At 67.5% G+C, this 13,305-nt stretch carries 10 protein-coding genes; 3 read left to right on the top strand and 7 right to left on the bottom strand.

The genetic code is table 11. The annotated features are described in order from the left end of the window. Positions 1 to 6: 6 nt before the first annotated feature. The gene (locus HV766_RS21935; RefSeq protein WP_054453472.1) at positions 7 to 1,269 is read right to left on the bottom strand and encodes an MFS transporter; all 1,263 of its coding nucleotides are present in this window, start codon (positions 1,267 to 1,269) and stop codon (positions 7 to 9) included. A gap of 272 nt (positions 1,270 to 1,541) precedes the next feature. On the opposite strand from HV766_RS21935, the gene HV766_RS21930 reads away from it, so the two are divergent. After that, complete coding sequence (locus HV766_RS21930) at positions 1,542 to 2,426, top strand: DMT family transporter (RefSeq protein WP_054453736.1); 885 nt, start codon at positions 1,542 to 1,544, stop codon at positions 2,424 to 2,426. Here HV766_RS21930 and HV766_RS21925 read toward each other — a convergent pair. Further along, complete coding sequence (locus tag HV766_RS21925; protein ID WP_175181841.1) at positions 2,423 to 2,911, bottom strand: cupin domain-containing protein; 489 nt, start codon at positions 2,909 to 2,911, stop codon at positions 2,423 to 2,425. The genes HV766_RS21930 and HV766_RS21925 overlap by 4 nt on opposite strands. A gap of 52 nt (positions 2,912 to 2,963) precedes the next feature. Next, positions 2,964 to 3,620, bottom strand: a complete 657-nt coding sequence (locus tag HV766_RS21920) for a GntR family transcriptional regulator (RefSeq protein ID WP_013395291.1) — start codon at positions 3,618 to 3,620, stop codon at positions 2,964 to 2,966. 174 nt (positions 3,621 to 3,794) lie between these two features. Here HV766_RS21920 and HV766_RS21915 point away from each other — a divergent pair, with 174 nt between their 5' ends. After that, positions 3,795 to 4,769: a Bug family tripartite tricarboxylate transporter substrate binding protein gene (locus HV766_RS21915; RefSeq protein WP_054453478.1), complete on the top strand. Its 975-nt coding sequence runs from the start codon at positions 3,795 to 3,797 to the stop codon at positions 4,767 to 4,769. Between the two features lie 25 nt (positions 4,770 to 4,794). Further along, positions 4,795 to 6,390, top strand: coding sequence for a gamma-glutamyltransferase (gene ggt / locus HV766_RS21910; RefSeq protein WP_217472166.1), 1,596 nt, complete (start codon positions 4,795 to 4,797; stop codon positions 6,388 to 6,390). Here the strand turns inward: ggt and HV766_RS21905 are convergent. From HV766_RS21905 to HV766_RS21890, 4 genes are read right to left on the bottom strand one after another with little or no spacing between them, the layout of a single operon-like run. Further along, positions 6,339 to 7,889 carry an ArnT family glycosyltransferase gene (locus HV766_RS21905; RefSeq protein WP_175181840.1) on the bottom strand — a complete coding sequence of 517 codons (1,551 nt, stop codon included), beginning with the start codon at positions 7,887 to 7,889 and terminating at the stop codon, positions 6,339 to 6,341. The genes ggt and HV766_RS21905 overlap by 52 nt on opposite strands. After that, positions 7,880 to 8,905 carry a glycosyltransferase family 2 protein gene (locus HV766_RS21900; protein WP_119449592.1) on the bottom strand — a complete coding sequence of 342 codons (1,026 nt, stop codon included), beginning with the start codon at positions 8,903 to 8,905 and terminating at the stop codon, positions 7,880 to 7,882. The genes HV766_RS21905 and HV766_RS21900 overlap by 10 nt, the downstream gene beginning before the upstream one ends. Before the next feature lie 21 nt (positions 8,906 to 8,926). Beyond that, on the bottom strand, positions 8,927 to 12,097 hold the full coding sequence (locus tag HV766_RS21895) for a CusA/CzcA family heavy metal efflux RND transporter (RefSeq protein ID WP_175181839.1): 3,171 nt from the start codon (positions 12,095 to 12,097) through the stop codon (positions 8,927 to 8,929). A gap of 13 nt (positions 12,098 to 12,110) precedes the next feature. After that, positions 12,111 to 13,295, bottom strand: a complete 1,185-nt coding sequence (locus tag HV766_RS21890) for an efflux RND transporter periplasmic adaptor subunit (RefSeq protein ID WP_119449590.1) — start codon at positions 13,293 to 13,295, stop codon at positions 12,111 to 12,113. Positions 13,296 to 13,305: the final 10 nt, after the last annotated feature.

The following is a 13,305-nucleotide window of genomic DNA, read 5'->3' as shown; positions in this document are numbered from 1 at the left end:
CGGGGATCAACGGCCGGCCACCGCTACCGCGCGCGGCAGGCCCCGCGCCGGCAGGCGCAAGGAAATCAGGGCCGCCGCCAACAGCAGCGCGCCCGCTGCCCCGAAGGCCACCCAATGCGTGCCGAAGGTCTCGTAGGCCCAGCCGCCCAGCCATGAGCTGATCATGCCGCCAACCTGGTGGCCCAGGTAGACCAGTCCGTAAAGCACGCCCACCAGCCGCACGCCGTAGACGTCGGCAAGAATGGCCGACGACAGGGCGATGCTGCCAGCCCACGCGATGCCGCCCAGAGTGGCCGCTGCGTACAGTTCCCAATGCGCGCCCACCATGACCAGCGCGAAGAAACCCAGCCCGCGCACCAGATAGATCGCGGCCAGGATGGCGCGCCGTTCGACCTGGTCGGACATGCGCCCCAGCACCAGGGTGCTGAAGATGGCGACCAGGCCGATCAGGCCTATGCCCAGTGAGCTGGTGGTGGCGTCAAAGCCATGGTCCATCAGCATGGGCACGCCATGCGTGCCCAGCAGGTTCATGCTGAAACCACAGGCGAACAGGCCCAGCGCCACCTGCCAGAACGGCAGCGAGTTCAGCGCTGCGCGCACATTGGGCGCCGGCTGCTTCGCCGCAGCTTTGGCCGGCCCCGCCTTGTCGATGATCTGGTGCGGCAGCAGGTCGGTGTGCTCGGGCGCCTCATCGCGCATGACGAAGAGCGCCATCGGCACGGTCAGCAGCGCGAACAGCGCGGCGAAGCCCAGCAGCGTTTCCTGCCAGCCCACGGCCGAGATCGCGAAGGTCAGGGTCGGCGTCATCAGCGCGATGCCGGCCATGGAACCGGTGGACAGGAAGAACAGCGCCATGCCGCGCTGGCGCGTGAACCAGCGGCTGATCACCGGCGTCAACGCTACCGGGCTGGTGAAGCCCAGGCCGATGGACAGCGCCACGCCGAAGGACAGCAGGAATTCGATGGGGCCGCGCGCGTAGACCGTCCAGATGATCGACAACACGACGATGGCGGTGCCGGTCAGCAGCACGAAGCGGGTGCCGCGCGTGCCGACCAGATAACCCGCTACCGGCATGGCCAGCCCATAGCAGAGCATGCCGATCGCGACGATGCCGGACAGCGTACTGCGCGTGAAGCCCAGGGCGTCGGCGATGGGCAGGAAGAACGGCCCGACCCCCATGCGCAGGCCGACCGTCAACAGGGTGAGTACCGTAGCGGCGCCTACGATGTTCCAGCCGAAATACCAGCCGCCCGACTCTTGCTTCTCCACTTGCGCTTCTCCTCGATATCTTCTTGTGGCCGCTTGGCGCGCCCAGGTTCGCCAGCGCCGCCCAAAAAGGCGCGGCGGGAGCGGGAAGAACGAGGCGTGCACCGGCTTGTCGTCTCCGGCGGCCTGACGACGCCGGACGCGTCATATTACTCCTGGCTATATGCCTGCTCCGCCCGGAATCCGGGAATCTGTTCGGTGAGCGGTCACCGAAGCGCTGTATAGTGCTCGCCATTTCGTTGCGCCCGAAGCAGACCGTGAAGTCCAAGACCTCGATGTTCGCCCTGTCCCGCCAGGAAATCGCGCTGGTGCTGGTCACCATGCTGTGGGGCAGCACCTTCCTCATCATCCACATCGCCATGCAGCACAGCGGACCGCTGTTCTTCGTGGGCGTGCGTTTCACCATCGCCGGCCTGATGGCGCTGCTGATGTTCCGCAAGCACATGGCTGCGATCACCCGCCAGGAGGTCGGCGCCGGCATCGCCATCGGCTGCGCCTTGTTCCTGGGCTACTTCCTGCAGACCTACGGCTTGCAGACCATCACCAGCAGCCAGTCCGCCTTCATCACGGCGATGTACGTGCCCATCGTGCCGCTGCTGCAATGGGCCGTACTGAAGAAGCCGCCAGGCCTGATGAGCTGGGTGGGTGTGGCGCTGGCCTTCGCGGGCCTGATCCTGCTGGCGGGTCCGCAGGCAGGCGCGCTGAATTTCAGCGTGGGCGAAGCGGCGACGCTTGCCGGGGCCGCGGCGATCGCCGCGGAGATCATCCTGATCGGCCACTATGCCAAGAAGGTCGACAGCCGCCGCGTCACCTTCGTGCAGTTGTTGACGGCAGGCCTGGTGTCGTTCGCGCTGATGCCCGTGTTGGGCGAAGCGGTGCCCGAATTCTCATGGCTGTGGGCGGGCGCGGCCATCGGCCTGGGACTGGCCAGTGCCATCATCCAGCTGACCATGAACTGGGCGCAGAAGTCGGTGTCTCCAACCCGGGCCACGGTCATCTATGCTGGCGAGCCTGTGTGGGGCGGCATCGTGGGACGCCTGGCCGGCGACCGGCTACCCGCGCTGGCGTTGGTAGGCGCCGGCCTGATCGTGGCGGGCGTGCTGGCAAGCGAGGCCAAGTTCACCCGCAGGAAAAAGCCGCAAGCACAGGGCGCCGACTAGCGGGCCAGGCGCGCGATCAATCCGGCCTGCGCGGGGTACAGCCGTTGCAGATCGGCGGCGTCGGCCAATTCGAACTCGTTGAACTCGAAGCCCGGCGCCACCGTGCAGCCGGCCAGCGCATAACCGGCCGGGTCGGCCAGCTCTGCCGCGAACCAGCTGCCGGCCGGCACGACCGCCTGGAACGCGGCCTCAGGGTCCTTCAGCGCGTCGCCCAGCCGCAGGCAGCGGTAAGCGCCGTCCGGCGCCAGCACGTGGACTAGCAGCGCCCCGCCCGCATGGAAATGCCAGAGTTCGTCGGACCGGATGCGGTGCCAGGTCGACCAGGCGCCGTCGCATAGCAGGTAGTAGATGGCGGTGCTGGCCGAGCGGCGCGCGCCGTCGCCGCGCGTCACGGCATCGGCGGCGCGATAGGTTTCGCGGTAGTAGCCGCCTTCGGGGTGCGGCAGCAGGTCCAGGCGGCGGATGAGATCGGCGGATGCGGTCATGACGGGACGGGCGCGTAGAGGATGGCGCCAGTCTAGAGCAAAGCCGCGCGTCCTAGGCCGCCTGCTCCAGAAACGCCTGCAGGGCGGGCACCGTGTTCAGCACATGCTGGCGCATGGCCGCTTCGCAACGCGCCGGGTCGCGCGTCTGCAACGCGGCGATCAATTCCTGGTGCGATTCGCGCACGCGCAGGACGCGGCCGGGCTGGGCCACCCACAGGCGCATATAGGGCTCGACGACGGAATGCAGCTCCGAGATCTGGCGCAGCAGGCGCGGCTGCTGGCAGAAGCTGCACAGGTATTCGTGGAATTCGCGGTGCGCGGTGATCCAGTCCAGGTGTTCGCCCGGCCCCTGCTCCAGCTGTTCCAGCAGCAGCGACAGGCGGCGGATATGCTCGGCGCCCATGTGCAGCACCGCGTTACGCATGGCCAGGCCTTCCAGCACGGACCGCATTTCGAACACTTCCAGCATTTCCTGCTGATTCAGGCCGCGCACCACCGCGCCGCGGTTGGCGCGGATCTCGACCAATCCTTCCGAGGCCAGCCGGCGCAGCGCGCCGCGTACCGGCATGCGGCTGGTACCGATTTCGGCCGCGACCACCTCGGGCACCAGGCGCTGGCCGGGCGCGTAGCGGCCCAGGCGGATTTCGCGCTGCAGATGCAGGTAGGCCTCGTCTTCGGCGCTGATGGCTGTCTTTTGGAATTGCAGCATTGGAGTCCCGGGGCTAGGGCCGACGGATAGGCCCACGAAAGCCGCCATGATAGATAACCGCAAAAATAACACAAATTGGATCCAGTGATCCATGGATGCAAATCCTAATGGTCTTGCAGCGCCCGCTTGCGTCTAATCCCTGCACGCACTCCATAACGCGATCAAGGGGAATTCATGAAGTTTCGTTTCATCCGGGCGCTGGCAGGCGCCGCCGCCGTGGCCTTTGCCGCCCAAGCGGGCGCCCAGGCGACCGACTGGCCGCAGCATCCGGTGCGCATCGTCGTGCCCTTCCAGGCCGGTTCCGCCACCGACCTGATTTCGCGCCAGCTGGGCGCCGCGCTGTCGACGGAACTGGGCCAGCCCTTCGTCGTCGAAGCCCGTCCGGGCGCCGCGGCTGCTATCGGCAGCGCTTCGGTGGCACGCGCAACGCCCGACGGTTACACGCTGTTGATGGGCGGCCCTGCCGCCATCGTCACCAACCGCTTCCTGCAAAAGCGCCTGTCCTACGACCCCGACGCCTTCGCGCTGGTATCCATGGTGGCGTACACCCCCAACATCCTGCTGGCCAATCCGTCGCAGCCGTTCAAGACCTTGCCGGAAATGGTGGCCTACGCCCGCGCCAACCCGGGCAAACTGACCTACGCCTCGTTCGGCACCGGCACGACTTCGCACATGGCGGGCGAAATGCTCAAGTCCGTGGCCGGCATCGACATCCTGCACGTGCCGTACAAGGGCGCCGGCGAAGCCATCCCCGCGCTGCTCAGCGGCCAGGTCTCGATGTACTTCGACACCATCATGACCGGCCTGCCCCAGGCCAAGAGCGGCGCGCTGCTGGCGCTGGGCATGTCCAACGCCAAGCGCTCGGCGCTGGCGCCCGAGATTCCCACGATCGCGGAACAGGGCTACGCCGGCTACGACATCGCGCCGTGGTACGGTCTGGTCGCGCCCGAAGGCACGCCCGCTCCGGTGCTCGACAAGCTCAACCGCGCCGTCAACAAAGTGCTTGCCGATCCGGCGCTGCGCAGTAAGCTCGCGGAAGCTGGCGCGGAGCCCCGCGGCGGCAGCCGCGAGGAATTCGCCGCCTTCATCAAGGCCGAAATCCCGCGCACCAAGCAGCTGATCGATCAGGCCGGCATCACGCCGCAGTAATTTTCACTACGAGTTCCCCGTTTCCATGTCCTTACCCTTCGATTGGTCTTTCCCCTACGCATCCCGGAAGATGCCGGTCCTGGCCGCCAACGCGGTCGCCACCAGCCAGCCGCTGGCGGCCCAAGCCGGGCTGCGCATGCTGCTGGCCGGCGGCAACGCCGTGGACAGCGCCATCGCCACCGCCATCGCGCTGACGGTGGTCGAACCCGTCATGAACGGCATCGGCGGCGACATGTTCGCGCTGGTCTGGCATGACGGCCAGCTGCATGGCCTGAACTCCAGCGGCTGCGCGCCCGCCGCGTGGACGCCGGAGTACTTCGCCGGCCGCGACGCCATGCCCGGCACCGGCTGGGGCACGGTGACCGTGCCGGGCCAGGTCGCGGGATGGAAGGCGCTGTCGGAGCGCTTCGGCAAGCTGCCTTTCGCGCAGTTGTTCGAACCCGCCATCGCCTATGCCGAGGAAGGGTTTGCGGTATCGCCCACCATCGCCCGCCAGTGGGCCACGCAAGCGCCCAAGCTGGCGCAGGAGCCAGGCTTTGCCGCCGCCTTCCTGCCCGAGGGCCGTGCGCCGCAGGCCGGCGAATGGTGGCGCTTTCCCGCGCAGGGCAAGACGCTGCGCGCCATCGCCGAAAGCGGCGGCGAGAGCTTCTACCGCGGCGAGCTCGCCCGCAAGATCGCCGACTTCGCGCGCCAGACCGGCGGCGCGCTCAGTGCCGAGGACCTGGCGGAGCACCGTCCCGAATGGGTCACGCCGATCTCGCAATCGTTCCGCGGCTACGAACTGCACGAGATCCCGCCCAGCGGCCAGGGCATCTCGGCGCTGATGGCGCTGGGCATGCTGGAACAGTTCGACCTGGAAAGCATGGGCCGCGACAGCGCGGACTACTACCACGTCAGCATCGAAGCGATGAAGCTGGCCTTCGCGGACCTGCACCACCACGTCGCCGATCCGCGCCACATGCGCACCAGCGCCGCCGCCCTGCTGGACCGCAGCTACCTGGCCGAGCGCGCGCGCCAGATTTCCATGGACCGCGCCAGCGTGCCGGTCGCGGGCACGCCCGCCACCGGCGGCACCGTGTACCTGACGGCGGCCGACGCCAGCGGCACCATGGTGTCCTTCATCCAGTCCAACTACCACGGCTTCGGTTCCGGCGTGGTGGTGCCCGACACCGGCATCAGCCTGCACAACCGCGGCCTGAACTTCGTGTTGACGCCCGGCCACGCCAATCAGGTCGCGCCGCGCAAGAAGCCGATGCACACCATCATCCCCGCCTTCGTCACGCGCGGCGGCCAGCCGCTGATGTCGTTCGGCGTGATGGGCGGATCGATGCAGGCCCAGGGCCATCTGCAAATGGTCACGCGCCTGGCGGCGTTCGGCCAGAACCCGCAGGCCATGAGCGACGCGCCGCGCTTCCGCGTGGAAAAAGGCCCGGTGGTCAATGTGGAATCGCACTTGCCGGCGAACGTGGTCGACGCGCTGCGCGCACGCGGCCACAACGTCGCCGTGGCGCCCGCCGACAGCCTGGAATTCGGTTCGGCGCAGCTGATCTGCCGCCTGCCGCAAGGCGGCTACGTGGCGGCGTCCGACTCGCGCCGCGACGGCCAGGCCGTGGGCTTCTGAGTCTGGCCGGGCCCGGATCCAGGCCCGGCCCTTGACGATAAAGCCATCGCCGCCGGCCTCCGGCGGCGTTCTGCCGGCGTACCGGCGATCACCAAGACGTAGCGCCGGCTGGTGTAGACCGGCTCAAGCTCCACTCCCGTCTGCTCGCGCACCCGCCGCAGATCCGCTTTTTCCACTGCCAGGAATACCCTGCCGTCCTTGGGCAATACGGCCTCCAAGCCTTCCAGCGGCACCCGTGCGGCCGCGCCCCGCGAGTAGTAGCGCGCCGAGAACGGCAGGCTGTCGACGAAGTAGAGCTTTTCGCCGGGCGCCATCAGCGCATCGGCCCGGGCGACAAGGTGTTTTTCCGTTTTGAGCCGCTCCGGCTGGGCCAGCAGCAAGCCGCAGAAAACAATCACCGCAATCGGCCCCAACGCCATGCAGGCCGTCGCCACGCGGGCTGGCGCCAGGGCGCGGGCGCGGCTCAGGCATGCGCCTATCGCCAAGGCCAGCGGCGGCAAGGCCGGCAGCGCGTAGGTCCACAGGATGTTGCCCGACAGGGTGAAGAAGAGCGGCGTGGCCGCGCCCCAGGCCAACAGATAGGTCCAGCGTGGCCGGCGCAGCCATCTGCCGGCCCGCCGCACCGGCCCGCGCCAGCGTCGGGCAAGCAGCCAGACGCCGAACACTCCCCAAGGCAACGACGCCACGATCCCGTCCAGCCAGATGGCGCCGTAGGGCCGGCTGTGCGCCGAGCCGTAGAGATCCCCGGTCCAGCCCGGATCCACGAAGCGCAGGAAGTGCTCGCCTACGATGAAGTACTGGATGAAGCCCGGCGTCTTGATCTCCGCCGCCACGTACCAGGGCAGCACCAGGACCGCCGTCATCACGCTTCCCGCTGCCCATGGCAGGCGCCGCAGGCTGGCCCGGACGTTCCCATGCCAGAGCATCCAGGGCACGATGGCGCCCGCCACCAACACCACGGCCAGCGGTCCCTTGGACAACAGGCCGATCGCCAGTCCCAGGAAAAATCCGTAGCGCCAGAACCCCGCCGCCGGCCCGCGCGCCAGGATGAATGACGCCATGCTCAGCGTGACGCCCAGGGCAAGGAACGGATCGGTCAACACTGCCCCGGCCGCGACCAGGGGCAGGAACATGGATGCGTACACCAGCACGGTCCATCTGGCGGCCTGTAGCGTAAACAGGCGGCGCCCCAGCGCATGAAGAATGGCAAGCGTCGCCGCCGTGGCCAGCAGCGACGGCAGCCTGATGCTGAATTCGCTCAACCCCAGCAACCGGATCGACAGCGCCTCGGCCCAGAACCCCAATGGGGGCTTGCCCCAGAACGGCACGCCCGGTGCGAACCAGGGCGTGATCCAGTCGCCCGTTTCCGCCATCAGCCTGGCGATCTCCGCATAGCGCGGCTCGGACGTGTCGGCGAATGGCACCAGGACCATCGCCAAGAGGCGCACGCCCAGTATCGCCGCCAGCCCGGCGGCCATGGTCCGCGCGCTCAGCTGCAAGCCGCATCCCTCCCATGGCCCGATGCCGCCATGCCCGCCGCTCCGCTGTGTTGCACGTCGCGCACCAGATAGACCGGCCGCTGTTTGCTTTCCATATAGGTCTTGCCCACGTACTCGCCCAACAGACCGATGGTGATGAGTTGCACGCCGCCCATGAAGGTCATCATCGCCATCAGCGAGGGATAGCCGGCGACGTCATCGCCGAACATCAGGGTCTTGAAGATGATGGCGGCGCCGAAGACCGCGCCGCCCAGGGCCGCGGCCGCTCCCAGCCCCGTCGCCCAGCGCAGGGGCGCGGTGGAGAACGAGGTGATGCCTTCCATGGCCAGGCGGAACAGCGCCAGGTAGCTCCATTTGGTGACGCCAGCGGCGCGGGGCTCGCGGTCGTAATCGATGATCCGGGTCGGCATGCCCACCCAGGCGTACAGGCCCTTCATGTAGCGACACCGTTCGGGCAGCTGCAGCAGCGCCGTCACGGCGCGCCGGCTCATCAGCCGGAAATCGCCGGTGTCGGGCGGGATCGCGGCCTTGCTCAAGCGGCTCAGCAGCCTGTAGTAGGCATAGGCGGAAAACCGCTTCAGGACGCTTTCCCCCGCGCGGCTGCGTCGCCGCATGCTGACGACGTCGGCGCCCTCTTTCCAGGCCCGCACCATGGCGGGGATGGCCTCGGGCGGATCCTGCAGATCGGCATCCAGCATGATGACCGCGGCTCCGGCCGCATGTTCTATCCCTGCTGTCATCGCGGCCTCCTTGCCGAAATTCCGGCTCAGCCTGACCAGCTTGATGCCGCGTTCCTCGCGCAGCAGGGTCTGCAGGTATTCGGCGCTGCCGTCGCTGCTGCCGTCGTCGACGAACACGATCTCGTAGGACAGCCCCAACGTCTTCAAGACCCGCCGCAGGCGTTCGTGGCAGGCCGGCAGCACCTCCATTTCGTTGAGGAATGGAATGATGACGGATAGCTGTATCGGGCTGATTGCGCCCAGCACAGCGATATCGAGATCGGGTCTGGCATTCATCGGATCGCCTCCGTAACGGACCTACTCCCGGGCCAAGGCCGGTTTCGACAGTTCAAGTTCGTCGGCGTCGTCGTTCCTGTGCGCCAGGCGGTAAAGGGCCGGCAGTACCAGCAGCGTGAGGATGGTGGAAGAGATGATGCCGCCGATCACCACGGTGGCCAGCGGACGCTGGACCTCGGCGCCCGTGCCGGTGGCGATCGCCATCGGCACGAAGCCCAGCGAGGCCACCAGCGCCGTCATCAGCACCGGACGCAGGCGCGTCAGCGCCCCGATACGCACGGCCTCGGCCACGGACTTGCCTTCCACGCGCAGGCCGCTGATGAACGACAGCATCACCAGGCCGTTCAGCACCGCCACGCCGCACAGCGCGATGAAGCCCACCGCGGCGGTTATGGACAACGGTATGCCGCGCATCCACAAGGCGATCACGCCGCCGGTCAGTGCGAAGGGGATGCCGGTGAACACCAGCAGCCCGTCCTTGACGTTGCCGAACATCGCGAACAACAACGCGAACACCAGCACCAGCGCCGCCGGCACCACGATCTGCAGGCGCTTGGCCGCGGATTGCAACTGCTCGAAGGTGCCGCCCCAGGAGGTCCAGTAGCCCGCCGGCACCTGCACCTTTTGCCCGATGGCCGCGGTGGCCTCGGACACGAACGTGCCCAGGTCGCGGCCGCGCACGTTGGCGCTGACCACGATGCGGCGCTTGCCGTCCTCGCGCGAGATCTGGTTGGGGCCCGGCGCCAGATCGAAGGTGGCGACCTCGCTCAGCGGGATGTAGGCGGCCTGCACCTGCCCGTCCTGCCTGGGCAGGGCAATGGGCAGCTTCTTCAACGCGGACAGGTTCTCGCGCACGGTTTCGGGCAGACGCACCACGATGTCGAAGCGCCGGTCTCCCTGAAAAAAGGTCCCCGCCTCTCGACCGCCCACGGCGATGGCCAGCGTGTCCTGCACGTCCGCCATGCTCAGCCCGTAACGCGCGGCGCGGGCGCGGTCGATGTTGACCGTCAGCATCGGCAGCCCGGTGGTCTGCTCGACTTTCACTTCCGAAGCGCCCGGTATCGTCTGCAAGACCTCGGCGATCTCTGCTGCCGTACGATTCAGCACGTCGTTGTCATCGCCGAACACCTTCACCGCCACGTCGCTGCGCACGCCCGAGATCAGCTCGTTGAAGCGCAGCTGGATGGGCTGGGAGAACTCATAGTTGCTGCCGGGAACCTGGCTGGCTTCCTCCTGGATCGCCGCCAGCAGTTCGGCGCGGGTCTTCCTGGGGCTGGGCCACTGGTCCATCGGCTTGAGCATGATGTAGCCGTCGGAAATGCTGGGCGGCATGGCATCGGAGGCGATCTCCGCCGTGCCGGTGCGGGCGAACACGCGCTCGATTTCCGGGAACTTCTGCTTCAGCCTGGTCTCCAGTTGCTTCTGCATCTCGACTGACTGCGTGAGGCTGGTGCCCGGGATCCGCAGCGCCTGGATCGCCATGTCGCCTTCGTTCAGGTTGGGGATGAACTCGCTGCCCATGCGCGCCGCCAGCACCCCGCTCAACACCACCAAGACGGTTGCTCCCGCCAGGATCAGCGGCGTGCGGCGCAGCGCGACGTCGAGCAGGGGCTCGTAGCGGCGCTTGGCCCAGGCCATCAGGCGATTCTCCTTTTCGGAGACGTTGTTCCCCATGAACAGCGCCACGGCGGCCGGCACGAAGGTCACGGACAGGATCATCGCCCCCAGCAGCGCCAGCACCACGGTCAGCGCCATGGGATGGAACATGCGTCCTTCCACCCCGCTCAGGGCGAAGATCGGCAGGTACACGACCATGATGATCAACTGGCCGAACAGCAGCGGCCTGCGGGCCTCGCGCGCGGCCGCGAACACCTCGTGGAAGCGTTCGCTGCGCGTGAGCGGCCTGCCATGGTGCTCCCGCGCGTGGCTCAGGCGCCGCACGCAGTTCTCCACGATGACGACCGCGCCGTCGACGATGATGCCGAAGTCCAGCGCACCCAGGCTCATCAGGTTGGCGCTGACCTTGTAGGTCACCATGCCGGTGAAGGTGAACAGCATGGACAGCGGGATGATCATCGCCGTGATCAGCGCCGCGCGGATGTTCCCCAGGAACACGAACAGGATGACGATGACCAGCGCCGCGCCTTCCAGCAGGTTCTTCTTGACGGTGGCGATGGCCTTGTCGATCAGGGTGGTGCGGTCGTAGACCGTCACCGCCTGCACGCCCGCCGGCAGCGATTTATTGATGGCTTCCAGCTTGACGGACACGGCTTGGGACACCGCGCGGCTGTTCTCGCCTATCAGCATGAACACCGTGCCCAGCACCACTTCCTCGCCGTTGCTGGTAGCCGCCCCCGTGCGCAGCTCGCGCCCGATGGACACCTCGGCCACGTCGCGTATCCGGATCGCCTGGCCCTCCACGGTTGCCAGCACCACGTCGCGGATGTCGTCCATGGACCGGACCTGCCCGGGCGCCCGGATCAGGTACTGCTCCCCCTTGCGTTCGATGTAGCCCGCACCGGTGTTGGCGTTGTTCCTGTCCAGCGCGGCCATGATGTCGGTCAGCGCCAGTCCGTAGGAGGCCAGCTTCTCGGTGCTGGGCGCTACCTGGTACTCCTTGGCATAGCCGCCGATGGCGTTGATCTCGGTGACGCCGGGAATATTGCGCAGCTGCGGCTTGATGATCCAGTCCTGGATCTCGCGCAGGTCCATGGGGGTGTAGGGTGTGCCGTCGGGTTTCCTGGCATCGTCCTGCGCCTCCACCGTCCACAAGTAGATCTCGCCCAGGCCCGAGGATATCGGCCCCATCATGGGCGTCACGCCTTCGGGCAAGTTTTCCTTCGCTTCCTGCAGGCGCTGGTTCACCAGCTGGCGGGCGAAATAGATGTCGGTGCCGTCCTTGAAGATAACGGTCACCTGCGACAGGCCATAGCGCGATAGCGAGCGCGTCTGCTGCAACCCCGGCAGGCCGGCCATCACCGTCTCTATCGGATAGGTGATGCGCTGCTCGGTCTCCAGCGGCGAGTACCCAGGCGCCCCGGCATTGATCTGGACCTGGACGTTGGTGATGTCCGGCACTGCGTCGATGGCGAGCCGGGAATAGTTGTAGACGCCGATGGCGGCCATGCCCAGGGTGACGAACAGCACCAGCCAGCGCTGCTCAATGGCGAAACGGATCAAGCGTTCAAACATGTTCCGCCCCGGCTCAGTGTGCGTGCTCGGCGCCGGCCTTGCCCAGCTCCGACTTGAGGACGAAGGTGTTCTCGACGGCATAGCGCGTACCGGGGGCAAGCCCAGACAGCACCTCTACCCGGTCATTCGAAGCCTTGCCCAGCTTCACCGGCTGCACCACAAAGCCGCCGGGCGCCTCCACGAACACGGCAGGCTGGTTGTCGATGGTCTGGACCGCGTCGGCCGCCACCGTCACCGCGGCGTCCGACATCCGCGTGACCACGTCGACGGAAACGAAAAGCCCTGGACGCCAGGCCATGTCCGGATTCTCCAGCGTGACGCGCGCAGTGGCCGTGCGCGTCTGCTGCCCCAGCAACGAGCCGATGTACGAGACCGTGCCCTCGGCCCTGCCGGCGAACGCGGCGGAGCTCACGCTGGCCGCTTCGCCTACGCGTACATCCTGCAAATCCTTGGGCGCGATCACGAATTCGGCCCAGACGGTGCGCAGGTCCGACAAGGTGAAGATGCTGGCGTTGTCGGGCAAGGCTTCGCCCAGCGCGATGTGCTTTTCCACCACCACGCCGTCAAAGGGCGCGCGGATCTCCAGGCTGCCCAGGTCCTTGGAGCGCGGCTCGGCGCCCACGGTGCGCAATTTCTGCTCCGCGTTCTGCACGGCGATTTCCGCCTCCTGCAGCGCGGTGCGGGCCGCCTGGTAGTCCTGTTCCGCTGATACCTTTTCCTGCCACAGGCGCAGTTCGCGCCTGTGGGTCTGGGCGGCCAGGTCGCGCCGCTTGGCCGCCGCCAGCCATTCGCTGCGCAACTCGGACAGCGCCGAGCTGGACAAGACGGCCAGCAGTTCGCCCTTCTTGACCTGCTGGCCCAGGTCGGCCGACACGCTTTGCACCACGCCGGCCATGCGCGGCACCACGTGCGCGGTCCGGTCCGCATTGAACTTGATCTCGCCGGGGAACTGCGCCGATGTCGCCAGCGCGGCGGGCGCAGCAACCTCGGACTTGATGCCGGCCACCGCGATCTGCTCGGGCGTGAGCGCGATTTTTTCCTGTTCCTTCTCGGCCTGCTCGCCCTGCCCGGTCTCGGCATGTCCGTGCTCCGCCTCGCCTGCCGCCTGCGCCGGATACACGGACGCCAACAGCAGCGCCGCGCACAGGCCGGCCGCGGTCCACATCTTGGGGGGTTGCTTGCTCTTGTGCTTTGCCATTTTCTTATGC

Source organism: Achromobacter aegrifaciens (assembly GCF_902859735.1).
Lineage (GTDB): Bacteria > Pseudomonadota > Gammaproteobacteria > Burkholderiales > Burkholderiaceae_B > Achromobacter > Achromobacter aegrifaciens.
This window is presented reverse-complemented; position numbering and strand designations above follow the sequence as displayed.

Bases quoted from the DNA above. Each gene is read 5' to 3' on its own strand.
- HV766_RS21900 (WP_119449592.1), bottom strand. From the start codon at position 8,905: ATGAATGCCAGACCCGATCTCGATATCGCTGTGCTGGGCGCAATCAGC.
- ggt (WP_217472166.1), top strand. From the start codon at position 4,795: ATGTCCTTACCCTTCGATTGGTCTTTCCCCTACGCATCCCGGAAGATG.
- HV766_RS21930 (WP_054453736.1), top strand. From the start codon at position 1,542: ATGTTCGCCCTGTCCCGCCAGGAAATCGCGCTGGTGCTGGTCACCATG.
- HV766_RS21925 (WP_175181841.1), bottom strand. From the start codon at position 2,911: ATGACCGCATCCGCCGATCTCATCCGCCGCCTGGACCTGCTGCCGCAC.
- HV766_RS21890 (WP_119449590.1), bottom strand. From the start codon at position 13,295: ATGGCAAAGCACAAGAGCAAGCAACCCCCCAAGATGTGGACCGCGGCC.
- HV766_RS21915 (WP_054453478.1), top strand. From the start codon at position 3,795: ATGAAGTTTCGTTTCATCCGGGCGCTGGCAGGCGCCGCCGCCGTGGCC.
- HV766_RS21895 (WP_175181839.1), bottom strand. From the start codon at position 12,097: ATGTTTGAACGCTTGATCCGTTTCGCCATTGAGCAGCGCTGGCTGGTG.
- HV766_RS21920 (WP_013395291.1), bottom strand. From the start codon at position 3,620: ATGCTGCAATTCCAAAAGACAGCCATCAGCGCCGAAGACGAGGCCTAC.